26 protein-coding genes and 1 pseudogene are annotated in these 24,687 nt (G+C 39.5%); 9 read left to right on the forward strand and 18 right to left on the reverse strand.

Annotated features, from left to right (window positions below):
• Positions 1-32: 32 nt before the first annotated feature.
• The 7 genes from murC to FAY30_RS18620 all read right to left on the reverse strand — a co-directional run bounded on the left by murC (position 33) and on the right by FAY30_RS18620 (position 7,697).
• Positions 33-1,331 carry a UDP-N-acetylmuramate--L-alanine ligase gene (gene murC / locus FAY30_RS18590; protein ID WP_149871278.1) on the reverse strand — a complete coding sequence of 433 codons (1,299 nt, stop codon included), beginning with the start codon at positions 1,329-1,331 and terminating at the stop codon, positions 33-35.
• A 246-nt stretch (positions 1,332-1,577) separates the two neighbouring features.
• Positions 1,578-3,914, reverse strand: coding sequence for a DNA translocase FtsK (locus tag FAY30_RS18595; RefSeq protein WP_190284688.1), 2,337 nt, complete (start codon positions 3,912-3,914; stop codon positions 1,578-1,580).
• A gap of 163 nt (positions 3,915-4,077) precedes the next feature.
• The gene (locus FAY30_RS18600) at positions 4,078-4,872 is read right to left on the reverse strand and encodes a DUF1444 domain-containing protein (RefSeq protein WP_411675461.1); all 795 of its coding nucleotides are present in this window, start codon (positions 4,870-4,872) and stop codon (positions 4,078-4,080) included.
• A gap of 87 nt (positions 4,873-4,959) precedes the next feature.
• On the reverse strand, positions 4,960-5,274 hold the full coding sequence (locus tag FAY30_RS18605; RefSeq protein ID WP_149871279.1) for a thioredoxin family protein: 315 nt from the start codon (positions 5,272-5,274) through the stop codon (positions 4,960-4,962).
• 137 nt (positions 5,275-5,411) lie between these two features.
• The gene (locus tag FAY30_RS18610; protein WP_149871280.1) at positions 5,412-5,939 is read right to left on the reverse strand and encodes a hypothetical protein; all 528 of its coding nucleotides are present in this window, start codon (positions 5,937-5,939) and stop codon (positions 5,412-5,414) included.
• A 118-nt stretch (positions 5,940-6,057) separates the two neighbouring features.
• On the reverse strand, positions 6,058-6,570 hold the full coding sequence (locus FAY30_RS18615) for a DUF84 family protein (RefSeq protein WP_149871281.1): 513 nt from the start codon (positions 6,568-6,570) through the stop codon (positions 6,058-6,060).
• 56 nt (positions 6,571-6,626) lie between these two features.
• Positions 6,627-7,697 carry a M42 family metallopeptidase gene (locus tag FAY30_RS18620; RefSeq protein WP_149871282.1) on the reverse strand — a complete coding sequence of 357 codons (1,071 nt, stop codon included), beginning with the start codon at positions 7,695-7,697 and terminating at the stop codon, positions 6,627-6,629.
• A 165-nt stretch (positions 7,698-7,862) separates the two neighbouring features.
• Between FAY30_RS18620 and FAY30_RS18625 the strand changes: the two genes are divergently transcribed.
• Positions 7,863-8,189, forward strand: coding sequence for a PepSY domain-containing protein (locus tag FAY30_RS18625; protein WP_149871283.1), 327 nt, complete (start codon positions 7,863-7,865; stop codon positions 8,187-8,189).
• 43 nt (positions 8,190-8,232) lie between these two features.
• On the opposite strand, the gene FAY30_RS18630 is transcribed toward FAY30_RS18625, so the two are convergent.
• Positions 8,233-9,075 carry a YtnP family quorum-quenching lactonase gene (locus FAY30_RS18630; protein WP_149871284.1) on the reverse strand — a complete coding sequence of 281 codons (843 nt, stop codon included), beginning with the start codon at positions 9,073-9,075 and terminating at the stop codon, positions 8,233-8,235.
• A gap of 102 nt (positions 9,076-9,177) precedes the next feature.
• Positions 9,178-9,819 carry a tRNA (guanosine(46)-N7)-methyltransferase TrmB gene (gene trmB / locus FAY30_RS18635; protein ID WP_149871285.1) on the reverse strand — a complete coding sequence of 214 codons (642 nt, stop codon included), beginning with the start codon at positions 9,817-9,819 and terminating at the stop codon, positions 9,178-9,180.
• Between the two features lie 159 nt (positions 9,820-9,978).
• Between trmB and FAY30_RS18640 the strand changes: the two genes are divergently transcribed.
• A complete protein-coding gene (locus tag FAY30_RS18640; protein WP_149871286.1) occupies positions 9,979-10,257 on the forward strand; it encodes a YtzH-like family protein in 279 nt (92 codons plus the stop codon).
• A gap of 16 nt (positions 10,258-10,273) precedes the next feature.
• Here the strand turns inward: FAY30_RS18640 and FAY30_RS18645 are convergent, their stop codons facing one another.
• The 5 genes from FAY30_RS18645 to pepV all read right to left on the reverse strand — a co-directional run bounded on the left by FAY30_RS18645 (position 10,274) and on the right by pepV (position 16,518).
• Complete coding sequence (locus FAY30_RS18645; RefSeq protein WP_149871287.1) at positions 10,274-11,047, reverse strand: phosphotransferase family protein; 774 nt, start codon at positions 11,045-11,047, stop codon at positions 10,274-10,276.
• A gap of 210 nt (positions 11,048-11,257) precedes the next feature.
• Positions 11,258-13,393: a type I pullulanase gene (gene pulA / locus FAY30_RS18650; RefSeq protein ID WP_149871288.1), complete on the reverse strand. Its 2,136-nt coding sequence runs from the start codon at positions 13,391-13,393 to the stop codon at positions 11,258-11,260.
• Complete coding sequence (locus FAY30_RS18655; protein WP_149871289.1) at positions 13,380-14,372, reverse strand: diacylglycerol/lipid kinase family protein; 993 nt, start codon at positions 14,370-14,372, stop codon at positions 13,380-13,382. The genes pulA and FAY30_RS18655 overlap by 14 nt, the downstream gene beginning before the upstream one ends.
• 12 nt (positions 14,373-14,384) lie before the next feature.
• Complete coding sequence (gene thpR / locus FAY30_RS18660) at positions 14,385-14,954, reverse strand: RNA 2',3'-cyclic phosphodiesterase (RefSeq protein ID WP_149871290.1); 570 nt, start codon at positions 14,952-14,954, stop codon at positions 14,385-14,387.
• A 142-nt stretch (positions 14,955-15,096) separates the two neighbouring features.
• On the reverse strand, positions 15,097-16,518 hold the full coding sequence (gene pepV / locus FAY30_RS18665) for a dipeptidase PepV (RefSeq protein WP_149871291.1): 1,422 nt from the start codon (positions 16,516-16,518) through the stop codon (positions 15,097-15,099).
• A gap of 433 nt (positions 16,519-16,951) precedes the next feature.
• On the opposite strand from pepV, the gene FAY30_RS18670 reads away from it, so the two are divergent.
• Complete coding sequence (locus FAY30_RS18670) at positions 16,952-17,173, forward strand: DeoR family transcriptional regulator (protein WP_007086548.1); 222 nt, start codon at positions 16,952-16,954, stop codon at positions 17,171-17,173.
• 181 nt (positions 17,174-17,354) lie between these two features.
• The gene (locus tag FAY30_RS18675) at positions 17,355-18,710 is read left to right on the forward strand and encodes an amino acid permease (protein WP_149871292.1); all 1,356 of its coding nucleotides are present in this window, start codon (positions 17,355-17,357) and stop codon (positions 18,708-18,710) included.
• A 55-nt stretch (positions 18,711-18,765) separates the two neighbouring features.
• Here the strand turns inward: FAY30_RS18675 and FAY30_RS18680 are convergent, their stop codons facing one another.
• The 3 genes from FAY30_RS18680 to FAY30_RS18690 all read right to left on the reverse strand — a co-directional run bounded on the left by FAY30_RS18680 (position 18,766) and on the right by FAY30_RS18690 (position 20,102).
• A complete protein-coding gene (locus FAY30_RS18680) occupies positions 18,766-19,098 on the reverse strand; it encodes an ArsR/SmtB family transcription factor (RefSeq protein WP_149871293.1) in 333 nt (110 codons plus the stop codon).
• A complete protein-coding gene (locus FAY30_RS18685) occupies positions 19,099-19,521 on the reverse strand; it encodes an SRPBCC family protein (protein WP_149871294.1) in 423 nt (140 codons plus the stop codon).
• Positions 19,522-19,673: 152 nt separating this feature from the next.
• Complete coding sequence (locus FAY30_RS18690; RefSeq protein ID WP_149871295.1) at positions 19,674-20,102, reverse strand: DUF2935 domain-containing protein; 429 nt, start codon at positions 20,100-20,102, stop codon at positions 19,674-19,676.
• Positions 20,103-20,230: 128 nt separating this feature from the next.
• Between FAY30_RS18690 and FAY30_RS18695 the strand changes: the two genes are divergently transcribed.
• Positions 20,231-20,977, forward strand: a complete 747-nt coding sequence (locus FAY30_RS18695) for an AAA family ATPase (RefSeq protein WP_149871296.1) — start codon at positions 20,231-20,233, stop codon at positions 20,975-20,977.
• A 38-nt stretch (positions 20,978-21,015) separates the two neighbouring features.
• On the opposite strand, the gene speD is transcribed toward FAY30_RS18695, so the two are convergent.
• Complete coding sequence (speD, locus tag FAY30_RS18700; RefSeq protein ID WP_149871297.1) at positions 21,016-21,825, reverse strand: adenosylmethionine decarboxylase; 810 nt, start codon at positions 21,823-21,825, stop codon at positions 21,016-21,018.
• Between the two features lie 155 nt (positions 21,826-21,980).
• Here speD and FAY30_RS18705 point away from each other — a divergent pair, with 155 nt between their 5' ends.
• From FAY30_RS18705 to FAY30_RS18720, 4 genes and pseudogenes are all read left to right on the forward strand, one after another.
• Complete coding sequence (locus tag FAY30_RS18705) at positions 21,981-23,246, forward strand: TolB family protein (RefSeq protein ID WP_149871298.1); 1,266 nt, start codon at positions 21,981-21,983, stop codon at positions 23,244-23,246.
• A gap of 88 nt (positions 23,247-23,334) precedes the next feature.
• Positions 23,335-23,769 (forward strand): Dps family protein, encoded by a 435-nt coding sequence (locus FAY30_RS18710; protein ID WP_149871299.1) that lies wholly within the window; start codon positions 23,335-23,337, stop codon positions 23,767-23,769.
• Positions 23,770-23,899: 130 nt separating this feature from the next.
• Positions 23,900-24,148: pseudogene (locus FAY30_RS18715) on the forward strand (DUF4309 domain-containing protein); the annotation flags it as partial.
• On the forward strand, positions 24,121-24,636 hold the full coding sequence (locus FAY30_RS18720; protein WP_263315365.1) for a polysaccharide deacetylase family protein: 516 nt from the start codon (positions 24,121-24,123) through the stop codon (positions 24,634-24,636). The pseudogene FAY30_RS18715 and the gene FAY30_RS18720, both read left to right, overlap by 28 nt.
• The last annotated feature ends 51 nt before the right edge of the window (positions 24,637-24,687 follow it).

Here is a 24,687-nt window from a genome sequence, read left to right on the forward strand (position 1 = left end):
TGCCAGCGCAATGCCGGCATCCTTTTTATAAATTATGAAAGTTGCTTTTCATACGATTCCTGAAATTTTTGGATGTCTCCTGCTCCCATAAAAATAATCACACTGCGGTCATGTTCGTTTAATACAGCAGTATTTTCTTCAGAAATGATTTCAGCGCCGGTAATTTTTTCCTGCAAATCTTGGATTGTCAGCTTTCCATGATTTTCCCTCGCGGAGCCAAAAATCTCACATAAATAGGTTTGATCTGCCTGGCGCAAGCTTTCGGCAAAATCCTCTAAAAATGCCTGTGTCCGTGTAAAAGTATGAGGCTGAAAGACAGCAATAATTTTTCGGTCTGGATATTTCTGCCGGGCTGCCTCAATTGTTGCCTTAATTTCAGTTGGATGATGGGCATAATCATCGATTAATATTTGTGAACCAACACTTTTTTCAGAGAATCTTCTTTTTACACCTTGGAACGTTAATAAATGTTCCTTCACTATTTCTACATCAATTTCTTCGTAATGACATAAACCAATGACAGCTAATGCATTTAATACACTATGGTCGCCAAAAGTTGGAATCGAAAATGTATCATAGAAAGTATTGCGAATAAAAACATCAAAGGTCGTTCCATTAGTTGTTTTGACAAGATTTTTTGCCTGATAGTCATTTTCTTCGCCAAATCCATAGAAAAGAACGGGAACCTTCGCTTGAATTTTTTGCAGATGTTCATCATCACCATAAGCAAAAATCCCTTTTTTTACTTGGACCGCCATTTCCTGGAATGCGAAAAAAACATCATCAATATTGGCAAAATAGTCGGGGTGATCAAAATCAATATTTGTCATGATTGCATAATCCGGAAAGTACGATAAAAAGTGTCTCCTATATTCACATGCTTCAAATACAAAATACTCCGCACCTTCTTCACCTTTACCAGTTCCGTCACCGATTAAAAAGGATGTGGGCTTTGCACCTGCAATTGTATGTGCAAGCAGTCCTGTTGTGGACGTTTTCCCGTGTGCACCAGTAATAGCAATGCTTATAAAGTTTTGCATAAAATCGCCTAAAAAGCGATGGTACCGTACGATCGGAAGTCCCAGCTTCATAGCTTCCTGAATTTCTTCATGCGTATCAGGAAATGCATTTCCTGCAATAATGGTTAATCCCGGCTTGATGTTTTCCTTTTGAAAGGGAAGAATCGTAATCCCCGATTTTTCTAGGGCATCCTGGGTAAAAAAGTGCTTTTCGACATCGGAGCCTTGCACTTGAAATTTCATATCATGTAGAACTTGTGCGAGAGCACTCATTCCAGACCCCTTAATACCTACAAAATGGTAAATAGTCATAGAAGAACCTCCAACCAAACGTAATACTGTAAAACAGTATATGACATCTGTCTGTATTTGCTAATTGTCTTGAGAATCTCAAAAACGTTTAAGATTTATTTATCATTAATGAAAATCATTTAATTATTATACCATTGTTCTCTTATAAAAACTATTTGTTACTTTATAAATTACATACTCGAAGTTTATATCCACTTTATTATTTGTTCCAATAACTAAAGAATACAATGGTTTAGTGAAAATATACTAGTCGGAAATAGCCTCCAAATCCGCAGCTGTTATCAAAACGTCACGAGGTTTGCTTCCATTGGCACCCGTAATATAGCCGTTTTTTTCGAGCAGGTCCATTAACCGTGCGGCACGGTTATAACCAATTTTAAACCGTCTTTGCAAGCTTGAGGTAGAAGCGCCTCCTTGATCAACAATAAATTCACAGGCCTCAAAAAATAGTTCGTCTTCCTCTTCCGTAACTTGCGCTTTTTTAAGTAATTCTTCTTGCTCGAACAGGTATTCAGGCTCCCTCTGCTCTCTCACATGGGCAACAACCAGATCAATCTCTTCATCAGAAACATATGTGCCTTGTAAGCGTACTGGTTTTGATGAGCCATTTTCTAAAAATAGCATATCGCCGCGGCCAAGCAATTTCTCAGCCCCGCTAATATCAATAATCGTACGAGAATCTACCTGAGAAGAAACTGAAAAGGCAATCCGGGTAGGAATATTTGCTTTAATTAATCCGGTGATGACATCCACTGATGGTCTTTGCGTAGCTAAAATCAAATGAATCCCGCAGGCTCTAGCCTTTTGGGCAATCCGGCAAACTGCTTCTTCTACATCTGCCGGGGACATCATCATCAAATCAGCTAACTCATCAATAATAATCACAATAAACGGCAGTTTGTCTGAGTAGCGCTTATGCTTTATCGCCAGTTCATTAAATCGGCCAATATCGCGAACACCTGTATGAGCAAATAGCTCATAGCGTCTTTCCATTTCATCTACAGCCCATTTTAACGCCGCTGTTGCCGCCTTCACATCTGTGATCACGGGGCTGACTAAGTGCGGAATCCGATTATATGGTGCAAGCTCTACCATTTTAGGATCAATCAATAATAGCTTTACATCTTCTGGACGGGCCTTATATATCAAACTAACCAAAATAGAGTTAATGCAAACACTCTTTCCCGACCCGGTCGCACCTGCGATTAATCCGTGCGGCATTTTCTTCAAGTCGGTAACAATAGGGTTCCCGGCAATATCAAGACCAAGAACCGCCGTTAATGGTGAGGGAGAATCACTGAAAACACTGCTCCCGATAATTTCATTAATAAGAACAGGTCTTGACTTATGATTAGGCACCTCAATTCCAATCGTATGTTTTCCCGGAATAGGCGCTTCAATCCGGATATCCCTTGCGGCAAGGCTTAATTTTATATCATCACTTAAGTTTGTGATTTTGTTTACTTTTACACCTGGCTCTGGCTGTACTTCAAAGCGTGTAACCGACGGTCCTTGTGTCACATTGACAACACTTGCGCCGACATTAAAATTTCGCAATGTTTGATTTAAAAGCTCTTCTTGCTCAAGTAACCATCCCTGGTCACGGACCTCTGTTACCGGAGGGTTTAATAAATTTGATTTTGGCAGTATATAGGTACTATCATTCAAACTTTCGTTTTCATTATTTTCTAAAGGTTTTATAAGCAGATTAACTATTTCTACCGCTTTTTTCTCTTTTTCTCCGGCAGCTTTCTGTTCCATTTCCCTCGTTCGCTTTTTCTCTTCCCATTTTTGTTTATCCTGCTTTAGCATCATCACATTGAATGGCAACTTCGAACGTTTTTGGGCAGGTATTTCTGGGTCAGATACAATTTCAGGTTCGGGTTCAGGTTCGAGTTCGGATTCGAATTCAAGTTCGGGTTCGGTTTCCGGTTCAGGTTCGGATTCGAATTCAGGTTCGGGTTCAGGAAAAGACTCTTCCACTGCTTCAACTTGTTCCACATGTTCTTCAAGCAAGGTTTCTTCAGCTTGAAAAATTTCCTCTAACGCAGGAGAAGATGTTTCAATTAGAATCTCTGTTACGGAAGCTGGAGTTTCCACATCAGCCTCAATAAGATGATCAACCCCGTTTTCAAAATCCTCTTGTAAAAAACGGCTCAATTCATGCTCCACAATTGTATCCGACTTTTTTGGCCTATTAAAGCCAAAAACAGGAGAAGGAATTTCAGTTGGATGAAACGGTCCCCTTGATCTAGACACCTGTTCCTTCATTTTATTCGTCACTTCTTTTTTTACAGGCGTTACCAAAGGCTTTTCTGTTCGTCCTTGTTTTTCTGGAAGCTGCGCTGTTCTTTTTGGACGTACGCTTTCCTGCTTATCCTTTTGAAGGACCCTCGGCGGACGAGCTGGAAGATTACCGCCCTTAGGGTATTGATACGATATTCTCGTGTCCAAATCCTTTAAACTATCAATTTGATTTTGTGGTGGAAGGGTTTCCTGGTAGTGAGGATGTATCCTTACCTCGTTATACTCTTCTTCCTCATCTTTTTTAAACTTTTGAAAAAAGTTTTGGATCCAACTCAAAACTATCACTCTTTCTTTTTAAACTATTTTCTATTTTATCAGTAATTGATATTTTTTCGAGATAATTCTTTAGAATGAGTCGAAATATGTTCCAATTGGATATATACGGTACGTTTTCATGAAAAAAGACCACTTTTTGAGGTGATCCTTTTTCTGATCTTCTTCACTTATTTTTTCCTAATATAAAAATCGGTTCTAATTCCCCATCTTCGTAGTAAAAAGATAAAGCCGTGATTGGTACTCTTCCGTTCGTGAAAAAACTCATCGCCATCTGGGCAATAATATCATAGCCCCTATCATTACGAATATCAGCAATGATCAATACATCCTGATGTGGAACAGCAAGCACCATTTTCCCTGTAATCCGCTTTTCCATTTCATTTAAGAATCCCTTATTTAAGATCCTGCTGGCATCATATGCATCGTTGGTGTTAAGGAAATAAAAGGTATTTCCTGCCACATGATCCTCTTTTAATGGGGTTGAAAGCGACCTTACATTAAATAAGGCAATTTCCTTGATTCTGTTTGGAAGCCATCCTTCCTTCTGCATAATACGTTCATCTATCAGCCGATAGGTTTTCCCCATGTCAAGGGCATAGTAAATCTTAGTTTCAGCAGTATGTTCATCCATCAAAAATGGAATACCTTCTTCCGCTTCGGTTGGAAAGGAAGCAGAGCGAATGACAGGAAAGATCTTTTTCTCATGATCCGTTAACTGAATCGGATCCTCCATTGCCCGAAGCCCTTCTTCAACGTAATAAACTATCTCATCAATCGCCTTATCTTTTTCTATATTCCATTTTGCTATGATTCCAGGTAATGAAACCGTAATCCCCTTATTAACAATTTCGCTTTCGATACGGAGCTGATCTTTTTCCCGGTCATAAGAAATTACTCTGTCTTTCCCGGCCAAGCGCTCCTCTATTGCACGACGCATTTTTTTACTATCCATTTTCATATTTTAACCCACCATTTCTTGGAGCTGTATCTCCTATTGTACATGAAAAAAACCCCCATCTCAAAAGATAGGGGCGTTCACGTTTGATTATTTTAAACCTGAAATGAAAGCTTCAATTTCTTCCTGGGTTTTACGGTCTTTACTTACAAAGCGGCCAAGCTCTTTTCCGTTTTCATAAGCGATAAAGCTTGGAATGCCATATACGTCTACTTGTTGGCATAAATCAATAAATTGATCACGGTCCACATGAATAAACGTAAATTCTGTAAATTTAGCTTCAATTTCTGGCAGCACCGGTTCGATAAAACGGCAATCCCCACACCAATTTGCTGAAAACATAAAAATAGTTTTGGATCCATCACGAAGTTGTGCAAATTGCTCCATAGACTCTAAATTTTTCACACTTAACGCCTCCGATTGAAGATATACTCTTTGGTAAGATTCTTCTCAAATCATAACAGTCCCACAGCTTTTCAGTCCAATCATCTGCACATAATTTAGATTAGCTTTTATGTTATGATGCGATCCTTAACGTAGGATTATTCTTTCGTTTCTTGTGGATATTTCACTGAATTGACAATTTGCATCATCGATTTGGCATCCTCATTCAACTTACCAGTTTTGACTTGAGTCGTTATTTTGGCACCGCCAACACCGATCGTTACTTCATTCAAGTCGTCATCCTTCAACTGCTGAATGGTTAAAAATCCATATTTATTGTCATTCTTAAATGTTTCATTGATATCGAGCTTTTCATATTGATCAACAGTAGATTTATAAAGGACATCACTGGTCCTTTCCTCTTGCGGATTGATGAAAAGAATAAATATTTCAGAGCCATTTTGTAAAATAATATTGTTTGGAGATTGATCTTTTATGCTATAACCTGTTGGAAGATAAAAATGAATTTTACCACTTTTTTTATTTGTTTGTTTCTCCTTCTCATTAAACGTTGTTTTTACTGTATTAACGGCTGCTTTACTTTCCTCTTTAAATGATGGATTGTTGCATCCACTTATTAACAAAATCGCAAACATAAAAATGGTGATTATTTTAATAGTTTTCATTCAGATTTTCCGCCTCCTTACAAGATGTATAAAGTCCTATCTTCATCATACCTTCCAAAATAATCAAAAAACAAGACTTTTTGACGATTCTTGCTGTCGAAAAATCAGGATTTTTTTCCTAACTGCCTTGTTGATAGCGATATTGTCCAACTAATAGATTCGCCACATGTGTAAACATATCAACCCGATTAATCATGCCATTCGTAAAAATCCCAACTGCTCCTTCATGTTTCCTAACATTTTTCATTTTTGCAAAAATCTCCATAACCGGACCGAGTTCTTCTCCGGCTCTTAGCCTTACTGCAATTTCTTCGGGGAGAAGAAATCTTGCTCCGCCGGCAATAATCGGCTCCATGTTATGAGCGGCTAATGCTCCCCAATTGCAAAGCAATAGCCCGTGGCTCGTTTCCTGGACACCGCCTTCTAGTCCAATGCCAATGTCTCCATTACCTTGCTTTAACGCTCCTACAGCTCGATTGATGGCACCGCGGATGGTTTCCTCATCTGAAAACGGCTGCTCGCCTACATCAGAAGGAATATCGAGTGAAACAAACTCTGTTTCTTGGTCTGCGAAACTATTTTTTACAGCATTAATTTTTGCTGGATTTTTTGAACCGATGATGATTTTCATGATAGTCTCTCCTTTTTAACATCAAAATAGAGGCATGGTTAGTGCCTCCATTTTAATTAGCTATTTGCTTTAATTGTGTCTACTGTTGTTTGGTCACATGCTTTGACGAGTTTAACCAATAACTGTTTTGCCGCTGCGTAATCATCCACATGAATGATGGAGGCATGAGTATGAATGTAGCGCGAACAAATACCGATTACTGCACTTGGAACACCCTCATTAGATAAATGAACCCTTCCTGCGTCTGTTCCACCCTGTGAAACAAAATATTGATATGGGATCTTATTTGTTTCTGCTGTATCGAGAACAAACTCTCTCATTCCGCGATGGGTTACCATAGAACGGTCAAGTATTCGAAGCAATGTCCCTTTTCCTAATTGGCCAAATTCATTTTTATCACCAGTCATATCATTGGCCGGGCTTGCGTCCATGGCAAAAAAGATATCAGGTTTAATCATATTGGCTGCTGTCTGCGCACCTCGTAAACCGACCTCCTCCTGAACGGTTGCCCCGGAATACAAGGTATTTGGCAATGTTTCATCCTTTAGCTCTTGCAATAATTCAATCGCAAGTCCGCAGCCGTACCGATTATCCCAAGCCTTTGCCAAGATTTTCTTTGGATTTGCCATTGGGGTAAATGGACAAATCGGCAAAATCGGATCCCCTGGCTTAATCCCAATCCGCTTTGCATCTTCGCGGTTATCCGCGCCAATATCGATGAGCATATTTTTTATTTCCATTGGTTTATTTTTCTTTGAATCGTCTAACAGATGCGGAGGAATTGAACCAACAACACCTACGACAGGGCCATTCTTTGTCATAACTTGAACACGCTGGGCGAGAAGAACCTGACTCCACCAACCTCCCAGTGTTTGAAAACGGAGCATTCCATTATCAGTGATGGCAGTAACCATAAAACCGACTTCATCCATGTGCCCCGCTACCATGACTGCAGGACCACCCGCTCCTTTTTTCACTCCAAAGATACTGCCTAATTGATCCTGAATAATTTCATCTGCGTAAGGAGTCAATTGTTCCCGCATAAACTTTCTTACTAAATGTTCATTTCCGGGTGCGCCCGGAAGCTCGGTTAATGTTTGAAAAAGCTTTAAGGTCTGTTCGTTCATAAAAAGGCTCCTTTTAATCTATTTATGTATATTTCCATTTTACAGAAACTTTTTATTGGTTACCAACATTTCATTTTCTGTAATAATTTCTTCTCCCAGTCAAATACGTTATACTGAGAAGAGATACCTTTTAAGTAATCTTTTCCAAATTTGGGGGTGCAATAGATGAACTGGAAGTCATTTTTACTTGGTGCCGCAGCGGGGGTAATCAGCGGCTACGTAACAAAAGAAATCTTAAACAAAAAAACAAAAGTGTCACCTGAAAAAGTATTAGAGCATGTAAAAAAGCAATTTAAACAACATGGGCCAATCAGCGGCTCATGGATTCATATGGCAGCTGAACCGTATCAAAAACAGCATTTGAACTATCAGGTTTATAAAGGCGGCATTTCTAAACAAAATGATGGTGCAAATGAACAATACGAATTTATTGCGGATGCATCCACCGGAACCATTTTGGATCTGCGTTCGTTAACAGAAGAGCTGGTTTAAAAGATAAAAATAGCCGCATTATCATGATACGGCTATTTTTATCTTATCTTTCTCTTTTAATGCTTTCCACTATTTCTTTTCCATCCTGTCCCCATTTAACAGCCCGGTAAAAAGCATCATGATAAAAGGTAAACCAGGCGTTTTTTGCTAAACCGAATGGCAGCCATTTTTCCTTTGCCGCAATCGAATCCATTGGGTAATCATCGTAAGCCATAACCCATAGTACATTCTGATGGGCATGTGTCGCCATCAGGTCTGCCATGTGAATAGACATTTCGCCCTGATCCTCGATGATCAAGATTGAATGTCCATTACTATGTCCGCCTGTATGAATCATTGTAATGGCTCCGAAATTCCACTTTTCCTCAAAAGGAATCACTTGTGTTTCGATTGCCTGCCAATTTTCTTTCCAATATGTATTTTTCGAACGGACATTAGGCTGACGCATTTCGTCCCATTCTACTTGAGAAGTAATAATTTTTGCATTTGGAAAGGTTGAAACATACTTGCCGTCCACAAGCTTGGTCAAGCCGCCAACATGGTCAAAATGCAAATGTGTCATTAGTACATAGTCAATCATTTCAGGATGTAACCCAACTTGAGCTAATGATTCCTCAAGCTCCGATTCTCTTGTTACACCATAATTTCTTAACTGTTTGTCGGTTAATTTTCCTTTTCCTATGCCAGATTCGACTAAAAGATTTTTCCCTTCCATCTGGATTAAAATAGGGTCTGTTGGCAGTTCAATTTGGTTTTTTTCATTTGCCGGATACTTTTTCGACCATAATCCCTTTGGGACCACGCCAAACATAGCACCGCCGTCCAAGTTTGTTACGCCTCCCGATAACCAGGTTAATAAAACGTTTCCAACTTTTAATGTCTCCATTCTCCATCTCCTCCATTTCACTCATTTCTCTATAATTTTAACATTGTCTAAATTTTGAAGAAACAAAAAAAGGACAGTTCATCATTTGAACTGCCCATATGTTTAGTTTTGATATTTTACCTCGCAGCGATAAATCCGATTGCCTTGCTCGGAAAATTTCTGCTCGTATTCGGTCATGATGTTTCCTTCATAACCACTTTGATGAAAATCGAGGCTTACATATTTTAATAATAAACCATAAGCGGAAAAGCTCATGAGTGAGTATTCAAATAAACCTTGATTATCTGTTTTAAAATGAATTTCGCCGCCATCGACCAAAATATCTTGATAAAGTTTTAAGAAATCTTTATACGTTAATCTTCTTTTCTCATGGCGGACTTTAGGCCATGGATCTGAAAAGTTCAAGTAAACCCGATCCACATCATTTTTAGTAAAATACTTTGCTAAATCAGCCGCATTGACGTTCAAAAGCTTTACATTTGGTAAATCAGCCTCAATTAAACGATCCAATGCTGCTACGATGACACTGTCATATAACTCAATTCCCATATAATTAATGCCGGGATTCGCTTTTGCCATCTCGGTGATAAATTGACCTTTTCCTGTACCGACTTCGATATGAAGCGGCTGGTCTTTTTCAAAAACCTCATGCCATTTTCCTTTGTGCATTTCGGGATTGGCGACGATAAATTGTGGATGCTCTTCTAATTTCTCCTTTGCCCAAGGCTTATGTCTAAGTCTCATTGTGACACTCCTAATCAAATTTTCCTTCCAAACATAACATGCTGACCATTTTCATGACAAGCTAAATTTAATGGAAAAAAGGTTAAAGCATAAATAGAAAAAGAATTCACATCCTAAGGTGAATTCTTTTTTTCATTTCCACTGAAAGGGTGTGCTTTTATGCCATTAAGTCACGATGACCAAGTTACATTATTGAAAGATATCTTAAACAATCATCAAACAGACTGCTGCGGATCCGTTGCAGAATGTGAACAGCTCGAACGCTTAATTAAATCGCTGATGGTCAACACTCAAGTCGATCAAAATGTGAAAAACATCTTACAGGAGGTCTACCATTACAGCCAGCACGGTTCACAGACTGCCGATTTAGACCAGCATATTTTATCAAACCAAGAAAACTTATCCCAATGGGTAAGCGATATTGGTCAATTTTCATAAGAAAAGCGCAAACGCCTTAGAGGATTTCGTTTATAAACCGAATCCATTTATTCATTTCTTCCAGACGGTTCTTATTTTTATACCATTGAATGGAAGATAAAGTTTGAATCGTCACATACCATTTCATTCTCAGCTTTAGATGGTCTGTCAGCTCTTTTCCGTAGAGTGTAAGCCAATCCTGCCAGTTTTTTTCAGGAATGTACCAATAGAGGAGCAATCCCAGGTCGATGGCGGGGTCGGCAATCATCGCCCCGTCCCAATCAATCAAGTACAGCTGGTTGTCATCAGAGAGCAGCCAGTTGTTATGATTGACATCCCCATGACAAACGACTTTTTCATCGCAATAAATGTGCATGGCTTCCTTTTTTAGAAAGCTCATTGCTTTCTGTGATTCCGGTAAGGTAATAACCTCATCATCCAATTCGGATATTACCGATTGCAAAATAGGCTCCGGAAGTAAGGGTGAATGTTCAATCCGGCTTAACATGCCAAGCATTGGCTCCGAACAATGAATTTTCTTAAGCAATCTTGCAACATTATCTTGGTTCATTTCTGACGGCGTTAATTCTCGGCCAGGAAGCCATTGCTGCGCTGTGATTACATCTCCATTTTCCAATCGTTTTGTCCAAACTAGCTTTGGGACGATTCCTTCTGCTGAGAGTACTGCAAGGAATGGAGAGGAATTCCGCTTTAAAAAAAGCCTTTGATCTTCATATTCCGCATAAAAGGCTTCTCCCGTTTTGCCTCCAGCGGGGGTAATTTCCCACTCTTGTCCTAGTAAATGTTCCAAAATTGCTCACCTTCAATTTATGCCGTTCTATTGGGCTTTTTCCCCAGACTAAAGAGGTAAAACCTGTGCTGCCGAAAGGTTTTAATTTAATCACCATTATTTCAATAGCTTTTTTTAAATAAAAAAAAGCTATTGAAACCATTGCACACAATAGCCATCTTAATAAATTTTATCTCCAATTGCCTTTTTTCGTCAAGTCATCTTGAAAAACTATTTTTTTAATAAAACATTCAAAGAAATAGGTTCCATCGTAATTTCTCCCACTAGCATACATTCCTTGGAAGAAATTCCTGCATATTCATGATTAGCCAACACTGACCATTCTCCATCTGGAAGGTGAATATTTTTTTTCTTATTAGAAGGATTAATCATGAGAATAACTTCTCTATTATTCATTTTATACAGACAGCCTAACACTGGAGCAGTTAATGATAATGGATGAATATGGGAACGGATTTCATCAGACGTTCGCATCCGGAAACACGAAAATGCTTTGCGAATTTGAATCAAACCTTTAATATATTCCACATTTTCGATAAATTGGATTTTGCGTTCCCAATCAAGCTGGTTTATTGAGTCAGGAGAACGGTAGCTGTTTCCCTCTCCTTGTTTTGTACGGAAAAATTCCTGTCCGCTATGAAGGAATGGTATACCTTGAGATAAAATAACAATACCTGTCGCAAGACGATGGTATCTCATACAGATCTCAGGCTCCTGATCAGGAAAGCAGGCTTGAAGTTTATCCCACAGCGTATGGTTATCATGACATTCAACATAATTCACAGATTGGCTGGGTTCATTAAAAAGCCGAGATCCTTTCTTAGTCAAGCCGATACTTCCTGTTATTACATCTATAGCAGCATCCAGGTGATGCTCATTCCCTAATGCGTACCCTTTTGCAAACAAATTAAATGTACTCCCTTTAATGGTGTCACGAAATTTATCATTGAACTGGCCAATTTGCGGAATTTTTGCCTGATTGACAATGGTTGCCTTTTGTTCAACTGGAAGTGGTGTATTCAAGCTCCATCCTTCACCAATGATAAGCGAGCCTTTCTTGATACTATCGCACGCTTTCCTCACCTCCATCATTGTTTCCACATCTAAAATTCCCATAAGGTCAAACCGAAAGCCATCTATATGATACTCTTCCATCCAATAGCGAATGGAGTCAACAATAAATTTTCTAACCATTCTTCGTTCTGAGGCGATATCATTTCCCACACCTGTACCGTTTGATGGCAGCCCCATTTCATTATGACGAAAATAATACCCGGGAACCACCTTTTCAAACGATGAATTCTCACGTATAAAGACATGATTATACACCACATCCATGATGACACGGAGCCCGCTTGAGTGAATTTGATCAATTAATTTCTTTAACTCATTGATTCGTGAATAAGGGGCAGATGGGTCTGTAGCATAACTTCCCTCGGGAGCATTAAAATGGAGAGGATTATAGCCCCAGTTATAGTCTTTATTTGGATGCAATTCATCGACACCGGCAAAATCATGGAAGGGGAGGAATTCAATATGGGTGATACCCAATTCTTTCAAATAAGTTAACCCCGTGGAACTGCCATCTTTCCCTTTCGTGTCCAGTTCCGCTGCTCCAAGGTATAGTCCCTTATTCTGGATTCCACTGTTTTTATGGATGGAAAAATCTCTTATATGTGTTTCATAAATAATGGCATCGACAGGGTGCTCGATTGGCGGTAAATCATGTCTAGGCCTGTTTGAATTTTCGAGGTTCACAATAACTCCCAGCTCTCCATTGGCTGTTACCGCCTTGACATATGGATCCACTACCTCCCGCCATTCTTGATTCACAAAGACCAAAAAGCTATATTGGAAAGTGTCTAAATCACGATTGACCCCAACAGACCAAATACCTCGATCTTCTCGTCTCATCTTGACAATTTCCGAATACTGGCCCGCCGGCGGGCGTAATTTTAATTTGACTCCTGTCGCGGTCGGGGCCCAAAGCTTAAATTGAGTTTGCCCCCCCTGAAAGGTCACCCCGAGATCATTGCCATCATAATAGAACGCTTCATCAAATGCCTCCGTTCTAATCACGGCCCCGATTTGGAGATCCGTCTTCCCTCCATGTTCATCAACAATCCAATATTGCTGTCCAAATGCAATATCTCCTTTAAACTGGCAAATATATTTATGATTATGTTCTATTTCGGTCTGCTTTAAGATTTGCAGTGGTGTCTTCACAGCATCAGCCATCATATAGAAAGAAGATGACTGGCCATGATGATAGGAATGCGGAAGAAGAATCGTAATGATATTCATTTCATCTAAGTAGGCAAGAAACTTCCTATCAGCAGAAATCATTCGAATCCCTCTCCTTCAGATTAATTTCTTCCGTTCCGCGTCTTCTTGTTAACACCTTCAAAATTTTCGGTTGAAGGCGGATTGTTAGTGGGGTGCTGCCAATATGTTCCCCATCTGCGTGAACAAATAAAGAGGCGGGGGACTGAATCGAAATAACTCTTCCCCTAAAGGTTTTTACTTCTTTAAAATGGATATGCTTTCCCCAAAAAACACTTATAAAAACAAGGAGCAGCTTCAGTCGTGATAACTGATGGACAACGGTAATGTCAAAAGTCCCATCATCCGGCACAGCATTTGGAGCAATTTTCATCCCGCCGCCATAAAAAGGCTGGTTAGAAATGGTTACAAACCATGTTTGTTCAAATATATGCTTATTCCCGTCAATTGATAAATCAATTGTAGTTGTTTTATAAGTAAATAATTTTTTTATCAAAAAATAAACATAAACCAGCCTGCCTAGTGAAAGCCTATTCAACCATGCCTTTATCCGTGATTGATTCACCTCATAGGATATTACGGCATCGAATCCGGCACCCATATTATTTATAAAAAAGTGCTCTCTTGCATCCCCAGCTTCCGCATTCGTCACTTTCCCGATATCGACTGGCAATGCCTTCTGCTTCCTCAGTCGAAGTATCACGTTCAACGCTTCCAGCGGATCCGCAGGAATGTGATAACCCCTTGAAAAATCATTGCCAGAACCACCGGGAATAAAGCCGAGGGTGATATGCTTTTCTTTGACAACCCCATTCAACACTTCGTTTATAGTTCCGTCCCCGCCAACAGCAATAATCAGTTTTTGCTCCTGATTCTTTGCAGCAATTTGGCGGGCTAGTTTTTTAGCATGTCCGGAATATTCAGTAAAAAATGCTTGATAGGGTATTTGTTCCATCATTAGTTGACTTTCAATTCTCTCCCATATTTTAAGGCAGTAGCCGTTCCCTGCTTTTGGATTAATGATTAAGAAAATTTGCTTCATATGACCAACCTTTTATGTTTGTAATGGGTAAAGTGTTATTGCTTCGTATTTTGGCGATTGATTAAGATGTGTTTGATATAAAACAACCTCATTTGCTTGAAAGGGAAGCGGTTCAGGCTGTAACTCATTCCAAATTTCTAGCTGCCCCAGCTGAAAGGACTCGTCTCCCATCCACTTCCTTGCTAATGTGATATGCGGACGGAATGGTCTTGTTTCCAGTTGAAAGCCCGCCTTCACACAGGCTGAGAAAACCTTTTGTCTAATTTCTCTCAGCTCACTGTTCTCCTCAGTATCCGCCCAAAAAACACGTGGCGCATCTTCCCGGCCGAAAACTCCAAGTTTATTAATTTTCAATTTCAATGCATGGGCATCCCTTAAAGCCTCTTTCACGTTGTCTTCTGCAGCAGCCAACTTTTCAGGATCAGCAGCACCTAAAAAGGCCAAGGTAATATGCAGATCCTGATGGTGTACCCATCTGCCAAAAGGAAGGGCCCCCTTCATCCTCCCAATATGATCTTTGATGATTTCTTTCGCTACATTAGGAATTTTTACGGCAAAGAAAAAATGGGTTCGTTGATCCATTGTATGGTTCAGTCCTTTACTTAATTTTAGTCTATTTTTTCCGAATTGTATCCCTTATCAAACGTAAGAATGGCTGATTTTTTTTGTAAAGAAAAAGACGAGCCGAAGGGGGTCCGAAAGCTACGTCTTTTTCCGTTTTTATTTATTCTGTTTTAGCTAATTCGAAAATGGCTTGTGCGTAAATGGCTGTTGCTTTGAGTAAATCTTCTATATACATATATTCATCTTTTTGATGGGCGATATCCGGTCTTCCTGGAAATAATGGACCAAAGGCGACTCCAGCGCTGAGTGAACGTGCATAAGTCCCACCGCCAATTGCAATTAATTCCGCTTTTTCCCCTGTTTGCTCTTCATATACTTTTTTCAAGGTTTGAATTAGGAATTCCTGTTCATCGACATGATGTGGTTTTGAGTCTGAAAAATTCTCAATCCTAAAGCCCTCATTTGGTATTAGTGCATCTAGTTTCGCCTTGGTTTCTTCCATTTTGCTTGTAACCGGGTATCTGCATGTCATTCCGATCCTTCCGCCTGCTTCAGGTGTAAAGCTCAGCTTTCCAGGGTTAATCGTTAATTCACCAGAAATTTCATCTGAAAAGGCCACACCAAGGTTTACACCCCTTGAATCGTCAAAGAAATACCGCGATACGAATTGGAAATATTGAGCCGCTCTTACATCTAAGGACTGCTTAGAAAGAAACTCCGCTAAGAACAAGCCGGCATTTTTTCCATTTCTCGGTTCCATTCCGTGTGCAGAAACACCAATTACCTCGAAAATCAGTTCCTCATTCTGAGCGTGGTAATTATATTCCAACTCCACTTGTTTCATAAAAGCGATAAATTGCTGTACCACCTCATCTTGATGTTCCTTTACAAGGATGATGGCTTTAGCATGATCCGGAACCATATTATACCTTTTTCCGGAAACAAAGCTTACCACCTTTAAATTGGCCTCATCCGAGCTCTCAAGTGACCCATGCTGTACCATATCAAAATCAGCAATTCCTTTTTCGGCATTAATAATCGGGAAATCAGCATCTGGGGCAAACCCTAAAGTCGGCATTTCTTCGTGCTTAAAATAATGCTCGACACAGCGCCAATTGCTTTCTTCGTCAGTACCAATAATCATCCGGACACGCTTTTTCAGCGGTAAGCCAAGTTCTTTCACAATTTTCATGGCATAATACGCAGCCATTGTTGGACCCTTGTCATCCAGTGCACCGCGGGCATAGATTTTCCCATCACGAATTTCTGCTCCAAACGGATCACTTGTCCAGCCATCACCCTCTGGCACTACATCTACATGGCAGAGAATTCCCAGTAGTTCTTCTCCTTCACCAAACTCAAGGTGACCTGCAAGATTGCCAACATTTTTTGGAGTAAATCCATCTTTTTCACCCAAGTTAAGCATGAAATCAAGCGCTTCCTTCACCCCTTGTCCAAGCGGGGCATCATCAGTAGTATTTTCCTCATCTAAAATACTTTTAATATGTAATAATCCTTGCGTGTCCTTAATTAGGGCATCTTTTCTTTTTTCTACTTCACCCATCCAATTAATTTCAGTCATTTGAATAACCTCCTAATATGTATGTGCTTCTTTAACAATATCATTTCTCCAATTATCTTAGCAATTAACATTCCAAACGGATGAACAAGCTTAAATTAAATATTTTAACTAAAAATTCAAATAATTCATCATAAACCAAACACCTAAAGCCATAATCTATAGTAAGAGAATGATAAAGGAGGCAAAAAGCCGAACAATAACAGAAAACTTTGAAGATTTTTTTGTGATTTTCACTATAGTGGTAGAAATTTTCAGAAATTGTGGGTACAATAAGGTTAGATGTATGACATCTAGGTACTCACTTCATGATCCATCCTAAAAAAGGAGATGGCTGCGCGGAAAAGAAAACTACATATTCTTGAAGAGTAATCTTCAAACAGGCTGTCGGTAGAGGGATTAGACTTGGTTTTAAAAAAGGATAGGGAGTGGTTCTTTGAAACCTTCAACTAACCGGATGTTAAACCGCATCAAATGTATCTACATGTTTATTCGTAATAACGGCACTGTCACGACGCAAGAACTTGTAGAGGAATTTGGTATCACTCCTCGCACCATACAACGAGATTTAAATGTCTTAGCCTATAATGACTTGGTCATAAGCCCAAGCCGCGGAAAATGGACGACTACACAAAAGAAAGTGAAGATGTCATCATAACACAAAATAGAGAGACTTACGCATAGAAAGCACACGGGATTCACAACCGTGTGCTTTTGTTTTTTTAGGGATTGTAAGCGATTACTCCAATTGACAGGTTTAAAAAATATGATATATTAGTATAAGAATTCTTTAGCGCTTAAAAGCGTTTAAGTAAAATAGAAAAGTAGGTTGGGACATCATGGAGAATAACCATCAGAATTTACACAAGGGGCTATTACCAAGGCATGTTCAATTCATTGCCCTGGCGGGTATGATTGGAACGGGGATATTTAAAGGCAGCTCTGACACGCTAAATATTGCCGGGCCCAGTGTCGTTATTGCCTACTTAATTGGCGGGCTTTTGCTATTTATTATTATGGCGGCATTAGGGGAAATGGCAATAGCTTTTCCAAATATGAATGTTCAACATCTCGTAAATAAAGCATTTGGGTTTCAAGTATCGTTTCTCGTCGGATGGCTTTACTGGATTAATTGGATCATTGTAACGGTGGTTGAATTATTAGCTGCGGGGAGTTTTCTGCAATTCTGGTTCCCGCAGATTCCGTTATGGCTGTTAAGTTTACTATGTGCCGTAATTATTGTAGGCATCAATTTATTTCAAGTAAAATACTACGGTGAACTTGAATTCTGGTTCGCCGGCATTAAAATTATTGCCTTAATAGCTTTTATTATTTTAGGCTGCTTCCTTCTTTTGGGTTTGATTCCTAGCACTGTTGAGGATCCATTGTCGAACTTTACCGCACATGGCGGATTTTTCCCGCATGGTTTGGGCGGTACATTCAGTGCCTTTTTAGTTGTGATGTTTTCATATGGCGGAGCCGAATTAATCGGGGTAGCTGTAACCGAAACAAAAGATTCGGAACGCGTATTGCCGAAAATTATTAAATCTGCCGTGTGGCGTGTCATCATCTTTTATATTTTTCCAATTCTTATTATTTGCGGCATGATGCCTTGGGACAAGGTTTCTGGTGCTGACAGCCCTTTCGTACAGGTGTTCAGCAGTACGGGACTGCCTGGGGCAGCACATATTATGAATTTTGTACTTTTGACTGCGGTACTTTCGGCCGCCAATTCCGGTATTTATGCGACATCAAGGACATTGTTTTCAATGGCCCAAAGCGGTGTGGCACCGAAAGGATTAGGAAGGGTTTCAAGTAAGGGGATTCCATTAACAGGAATCATGATTACAAGTGCCTGTATTTTAGCAGGTGTATTCTTGGCTTACTTAACGCCGAGCGAGGTTATCAGCTATCTTATGACCATCCCTGGATTTACCGTCATGATCATTTGGATCAGCATTTGTGCGGCACAGTTAAAGCTGCGTCCGCTCTACAAAGCTCAGCCTGCCTTTCGGGTAAAATGGTTCCCTTATACAACCATTTTCGCAATTGTTTCCTTAAGCGTCATCTTCATTGGATTTTTATTCAATCCTAATAATGTAATTGGAACCACAGTTAGTATCATAACAATTGGATTTCTCATGATTCTTTCTTTTTTTAATCGAAAGACAGGGGCTAATAAGATTACTGCTTAAACGGTCGGCAAATTTTTGCCGGCCGTTTTTTATTAGCATTTGTTGCTCTGGTCATTTATTTTTCCTTTTCATCCGACTCCACATACCGTTTTAGGGCGGTCAGCTTATTTTCCCAAAATAGTTCAAAATACTGAAGCCAGTCTTTTAATTCAACTAGTGGTTCCGGCTCTAGCTTGTACCTTGTTTCCCGGCCGACTTTCCGCTCTTTGACCAACCCGGCATCAGCTAATACTCGGAGATGCTTAGAAACGGCCGTCCGGGTCATCGGGAAGTGTCCGCAAATCGCAGTAACAGGCATCTCTTCTTTACTTAGAAGTTTCAGCAATTTTCGCCTAGTTGGATCGGCAATTGCCTGAAAGACATCATGCTTTGCGGGAGTTGCAGCCATTTATGCCTCAACATATCCTTGCAATTTTTTCACAAGACCTGCCCAGCCCTGATTCATATTGTCGCGAATTGGAGTGTGCGGAGCACCAAACTCAGTAACTTTGTTTGCATCCCAGCCGGAATGAATCATCGTAAATTCTGTTTTTCCTTCCACTTCTTTTAATTCAAACGTCAGTGTCCAATCTTTTCCCCACTTAAATGAAAGGCTATTAGGCGGATCGACTTTCGTTACTTTACATGGTGACATCCCAAATTGACCGGCATTTAAATGAAATTCATGTCCTTCAACCGGCTCCATATCATTCGGCATGAACCAGGCAGCTAGGCCTTCTGATGTCGCAACAGCATTCCAAACTTTCGAAATGGGTGCATTGTATACTAGAGTATGTCTAATATCCGGTAATGTTTGTGTTTGATTTTCCATTTTAATAGCTCCTCTTCATCTTATAAATATGTAACCATTTGGTTTCACTTTAAAATAATATAACACCATTTGGTTTCATGTCAAGCATTAAATAAGTGACTCTACATTAAGTAAAGTCACCGTAAAAATCGCTTTTCATTCAACTATTTTGTCTATTGACCGCTGGATAACAACGCTCGGGCGATTCCAACAAAGTACTCGGATTCACGAATGATGTGATTTAATACCACTTTTGCGGTATGATTGCTGCTTACCGCTTGGCTATGTGTTTTTATTTGCTCACATAGTTGAATAAACGATTCACTCTCCTCCAGGCAATAAGATACGAGTTGGAGCACTTGCTGATACAATTGATCCGATACCTGTGAACCGGAGCGAATTACGGATTCAATGAAACTGACAACCTGCTTGTGTGTTTTCCCAAGTGCTTGCTCCCATTTTTTTAAGGCATCGACAAATTCTGGCTCAAGCCCTGACACCAGCTCTCGGATGACAACCGTGTGTTCCTCTTCTTGGTGCTTCCAAAATTCTGCTTCATCTAATATCCGCAGCGGCATTTGCGGGCCATAGTAAAATTGCATAGTCATCCCCCCATCATCTAGTCATTTCAATGTATGGGATGGGCTATCAAAATATGCTTTAATCGATAACTTCCAGCTCTATTTTGGCAATATGTTACAATAGATAAAAATAAGAGAGGAAAAAAAGTATGTTAAACACGCAATATATACGAAGTATCAAATTGAGTAGAGATGAAATCCCTTCTTTTAATAAGTACCCTTTCAATCTGCCTATCTTGAAGACATTGGACGAACTCTCATTTCATCCTAATGTAACATTTCTTATTGGTGAGAATGGAATGGGTAAATCGACTTTACTTGAGGCAATTGCTGTGTCGTTAGGGTTTAATCCAGAAGGTGGATCTATTAATTTCAACTTTTCTACATATGATTCTCATTCGATGCTAGGGGATTATCTTAAAGTTATAAAAGGAATTGATAAACCGAGGGATGGATTTTTCTTGCGGGCGGAAAGTTTCTATAATGTGGCATCTAATATTGAGGAATTGGATAAGCAAGGCGGAGGCCGGCCAATTATTGATTCCTTTGGCGGAGTATCCCTGCACGAACAGTCACATGGTGAGGCTTTTTTTGCTACATTCCTGCATCGTTTTGGCGGAAATGGCTTATACATTTTAGATGAACCTGAAGCGGCGCTCTCACCGCTAAGGCAAATGTCGATGCTAACGAGAATTCATGACCTGATTAACGAAAATTCCCAATTTATCATCGCAACCCATTCCCCAATCATCATGGCATATCCAGATGCAAAAATCTTTGAATTTACCGAAGATGGAATGAGGGAGAGCACACTTGAAGAAACAAACCACTATCGGATTATGAAACAATTTTTTGATGATAAAAGTAGAATGCTTCATCATTTATTAAATGGATAATTCACGCCCAAAAAGAGCGCTGATTGATCTGCGCTCTTTCATTGTACAATATTCTTTCCATAAAAGATTTCATCCATCTCAAGCTTTAATCTCTCAGTGATTTCAATATGCTCATCCGGGGTTAACTTATCTTTTGTATAGCCAAACAAATAGTTATTTAAATCAAATTCGCGCAGCTTACACTTTGTGTGGAAGATATGCTCTTGATAGACATTGACGTCAATCATATCAAATAATTCACCGACGTCCTCCGGGATATAATTCTGAATCGAGTTAATCTCATGATCAATAAAAAGCTTGTGCCCCGTTTTATCCCTTGTAAAGCCGCGGACACGGTAATCAATTGTCATGACATCGGTCTCAAATGCACGGATTAAATAATGGAGAGCCTTAAGCGGCGATATTTCTCCACAGGTAGAGACATCAATATCCGCCCGAAACGTGCTGATACCTTCATCGGGGTGAAATTCCGGATAGGTATGCACCGTAATATGACTCTTATCCAGCTGCATCACCACTGATTCAGGCAGCGGTCCTGGGGATTCCTCGAATGATTCTGACGGGGCATTAGCGACAGGTCCCTCTGACACCAACATTGTTACACTCGCGCCCGCCGGCTCAAAATCCTGACTGGCTACATTTAATACATGGGCACCGATAATATCAGAAACATGCCTTAAAATTTTTTGCAATCTTTCTCCACTGTATTCTTCATCAATATATTTTAAATATGCTTCTCGCTCTTCCCTCGTTCGTGTAAAACAAATATCGTACATATTAAAACTTAACGACTTCGTCAGGTTATTAAAGCCATGTAACTCAATGGCCTCCTCATGTGTAAGCTTCATGTTTTCTTCCCCCTTCGTATCCTAAAACCTATTTAGCCTTTATAGTACCCATTGTTATACTCGGTTACTTATTTTTTCAAAAAGAAGTTAATTTCATCATATTTCCCGCCCTCTTGAGGAAAATAATTGAAGGTCTTCTTTGAGGAGGTGAAAGGATGAAAAGGCAGTTTTGTATTTTATTTATTTTTCTAATATTGGTGCCAAGCGGCTTAGTGACTGCGGAGCCCGTTAATGAGAATAATGTAAAGGTTGCTTTTGTCAGGGATGGCTTTCTTTGGACAAAAATAAATGGCAAGGAAGAAAAAGTAACGAAGGAGGCAGCAAGGTATGACTATCCTCCCCAATGGTCACATGACGGAAAATGGATTGCTTATCAAGTTGAAGCAAAAAAGAAACTTAATCCGAACACTGAGTTCCAGACAGAAATATGGGTGTACAATCTCGCAACAAAAAAGCACAAACAGATTACCATTGACGGAAACAACCCTAAATGGTCGCCAGTAGAGAATATTCTTGCCTTTAAAAGCGGCGGTGTCCTGAATGTTTCCAACCTTGAACACTTTTATAATATTGCATTAGGTGTCGGAGATTATAGCTGGTATCCTGATGGCCGCTCTTTTATTACAGCTTCGGGTGCTAACCTCAGACCAGACGGCTGGACAAATCCGGTTCTTTTTCAAATCGGTCTTGAAAGGGATTTATCTAAAACCACCAGTCTAACAAAAAATGTGAAGAAACTTTATACCATTCCAAGTGAACTAAAAAAAGGGAATATCAGCTTACTGGCGATCGATGCCTATAAATTCCAATTCTCCCCTGATGGAAAGTGGATCTCCTTTGTGGTCAGTCCAACAGCTTCCTGGTCAATGGACAGTAATTTGGTTTGCGTAATTTCGTCAGATGGTAAAAATTTTGAGCCAATCGATGAAATAAATGGGGATTCCATTGTAAAGTGGGCATTTCACAAAGATCGTTTAGGCTATATTGCCGGTGGCGGCAGAATAGTCTTTGGCTTTAAAGATAAGGATATGAAAGTTACTGATCTTCCTGCTTTTAAATCCATCAGCCTTACACCGCCAAAGTTCGCGGAACTCGGATTTACGTGGACGGATGATAATTCTTTAATCGTTTCAAGGGTTAAAGAAAGTGCGTGGTCTAATGATGCCATGAAGCGGCCTGACCCTTCCTTATTTTTGATAAAAATTGGGGAACCAAAGCAATCTCAAATTTCTCATCCGCCGAAGGACTTTGGTGATTATAATCCGGTATATCTACCATCCGTCAATACATTAACATGGTTGCGATACACTGATCTTGTAGATTCGCACAGAGATCTATGGATTGCTAATCAAAACGGGTCAAATGCGAAGCTATGGATTCATAATATTAGCGGGTATGACTTTTTTATAGAAAAGGATTAACCTTATTTATAATTATTATAAATAAATATTGATTATAAAATAATATGTGTTATAATTAACTTAGATAAGAAATTAGGAGGAATGCTCAATGACTATTGAACAAGTAATCAACCAACAAATTGCTAACTGGAATGTTTTATACACAAAATTACACCAGTTTCACTGGTATGTAAAAGGCCCGCACTTCTTTACCCTGCATGCAAAGTTTGAAGAACTATATGATGAAGCGGCAGCAACAATCGATGAATTCGCGGAACAATTACTCGCAAATGGCGGCAGCCCTATCTCAACATTAAAAGAGTCGCTTCAGCTTGCAACAATCAAAGAAACAAATGATAAATTAACGGCAGATGAAATGGTTCAGGCCGTAATCAAGGACTTTTCAATAATTATTGATGAATTAAAAACTGGGATGACAGTTGCAGAACAAAATGACGACGAAGTCACAAGTGATATGTTCCTTGGTCTCATGGGTAAACTCGAAAAACATAACTGGATGTTGAAATCCTTCTTAAATGCTTAATAGATAATATCACTCTAAAGGACAAGGCTTCATGCTTTGTCCTTTTTAATTTTTACGAAAAACAATGGTAAATTTGTTATGATTATGGGAAGGAGGAAGAAATTATTACAGAAAATGAAATGTTGTTCTCGGCTACAATAAGGCAGGAGACCTTTTCGATGTACGCTCATATGCAAATGATTTGAAGGAGATTACTGACCTGATGGTTGTAAAAGAATTCGGGCAGCCTGCGGAAGTGAAAGACAACAACAATGAAACTATTTATGTTTATAAAGTGAACCAAGACATTCAATTAATGGACCTAATAAAAAGAAAGTTGCCCTTACTTTTGATGATGGCCCAGATCAAACCATCACCCCGGAAATCATTGATATTTTAGCTGCCTATCATGTGAAGGGGAATTTCTTCTTTTTAGGAAATAAAGTGAAGGAACACCCTGATGTTGTGAAACAGGCATTTAATCAAGGAAACTTAGTCCTCAGCCACAGCAATCATCATGTGGAATTAACGAAATTAAGTAAAGAAGCTGCTCGTAAAGAAATTGATGATGCCGGAGAGGAAATCCAGTCCGTAATCGGTAAAGAACCGGCTTTTCTAAGAACACTATATGGGGATACAAACGCACAAGTAGCTGCAATTTCCAAGCAAGAAGGATTTTCGATTGTTTTATGGTCAATCGATACTCTGGATTGGTCGCAAAAGGATTCCCAAAATATCGTTAACAATGTCATTGCTAACGTTCGTAACGGCGACATCATCTTAATGCACTCCGATTCTGATAAGATTGAGACCAAAAAGGCACTACCGCTGTTAATCGAGGAATTGCAAAAAAGGAATTTTGAAATAGTTATTTACAAGATTTGTTGAATATTAATGCTTATCAATAGGAATATCAAAAAGCAGCTAAATAGCTGCTTT

Source organism: Bacillus sp. S3 (genome assembly GCF_005154805.1).
Classification (GTDB): Bacteria; Bacillota; Bacilli; order Bacillales; family Cytobacillaceae; genus Neobacillus.

What these genes read in the sequence shown, in the direction of transcription:
- murC (WP_149871278.1), bottom strand. Translation starts at nt 1,331, where the DNA reads ATGACTATTTACCATTTTGTAGGTATTAAGGGGTCTGGAATGAGTGCT.
- FAY30_RS18600 (WP_411675461.1), bottom strand. Translation starts at nt 4,872, where the DNA reads ATGAAAATGGATAGTAAAAAAATGCGTCGTGCAATAGAGGAGCGCTTG.
- FAY30_RS18610 (WP_149871280.1), bottom strand. Translation starts at nt 5,939, where the DNA reads ATGAAAACTATTAAAATAATCACCATTTTTATGTTTGCGATTTTGTTA.
- FAY30_RS18615 (WP_149871281.1), bottom strand. Translation starts at nt 6,570, where the DNA reads ATGAAAATCATCATCGGTTCAAAAAATCCAGCAAAAATTAATGCTGTA.
- FAY30_RS18620 (WP_149871282.1), bottom strand. Translation starts at nt 7,697, where the DNA reads ATGAACGAACAGACCTTAAAGCTTTTTCAAACATTAACCGAGCTTCCG.
- FAY30_RS18625 (WP_149871283.1), top strand. Translation starts at nt 7,863, where the DNA reads ATGAACTGGAAGTCATTTTTACTTGGTGCCGCAGCGGGGGTAATCAGC.
- FAY30_RS18630 (WP_149871284.1), bottom strand. Translation starts at nt 9,075, where the DNA reads ATGGAGACATTAAAAGTTGGAAACGTTTTATTAACCTGGTTATCGGGA.
- trmB (WP_149871285.1), bottom strand. Translation starts at nt 9,819, where the DNA reads ATGAGACTTAGACATAAGCCTTGGGCAAAGGAGAAATTAGAAGAGCAT.
- FAY30_RS18640 (WP_149871286.1), top strand. Translation starts at nt 9,979, where the DNA reads ATGCCATTAAGTCACGATGACCAAGTTACATTATTGAAAGATATCTTA.
- pulA (WP_149871288.1), bottom strand. Translation starts at nt 13,393, where the DNA reads ATGATTTCTGCTGATAGGAAGTTTCTTGCCTACTTAGATGAAATGAAT.
- FAY30_RS18655 (WP_149871289.1), bottom strand. Translation starts at nt 14,372, where the DNA reads ATGAAGCAAATTTTCTTAATCATTAATCCAAAAGCAGGGAACGGCTAC.
- thpR (WP_149871290.1), bottom strand. Translation starts at nt 14,954, where the DNA reads ATGGATCAACGAACCCATTTTTTCTTTGCCGTAAAAATTCCTAATGTA.
- pepV (WP_149871291.1), bottom strand. Translation starts at nt 16,518, where the DNA reads ATGACTGAAATTAATTGGATGGGTGAAGTAGAAAAAAGAAAAGATGCC.
- FAY30_RS18675 (WP_149871292.1), top strand. Translation starts at nt 17,355, where the DNA reads ATGGAGAATAACCATCAGAATTTACACAAGGGGCTATTACCAAGGCAT.
- FAY30_RS18680 (WP_149871293.1), bottom strand. Translation starts at nt 19,098, where the DNA reads ATGGCTGCAACTCCCGCAAAGCATGATGTCTTTCAGGCAATTGCCGAT.
- FAY30_RS18685 (WP_149871294.1), bottom strand. Translation starts at nt 19,521, where the DNA reads ATGGAAAATCAAACACAAACATTACCGGATATTAGACATACTCTAGTA.
- FAY30_RS18690 (WP_149871295.1), bottom strand. Translation starts at nt 20,102, where the DNA reads ATGCAATTTTACTATGGCCCGCAAATGCCGCTGCGGATATTAGATGAA.
- FAY30_RS18695 (WP_149871296.1), top strand. Translation starts at nt 20,231, where the DNA reads ATGTTAAACACGCAATATATACGAAGTATCAAATTGAGTAGAGATGAA.
- speD (WP_149871297.1), bottom strand. Translation starts at nt 21,825, where the DNA reads ATGAAGCTTACACATGAGGAGGCCATTGAGTTACATGGCTTTAATAAC.
- FAY30_RS18705 (WP_149871298.1), top strand. Translation starts at nt 21,981, where the DNA reads ATGAAAAGGCAGTTTTGTATTTTATTTATTTTTCTAATATTGGTGCCA.
- FAY30_RS18710 (WP_149871299.1), top strand. Translation starts at nt 23,335, where the DNA reads ATGACTATTGAACAAGTAATCAACCAACAAATTGCTAACTGGAATGTT.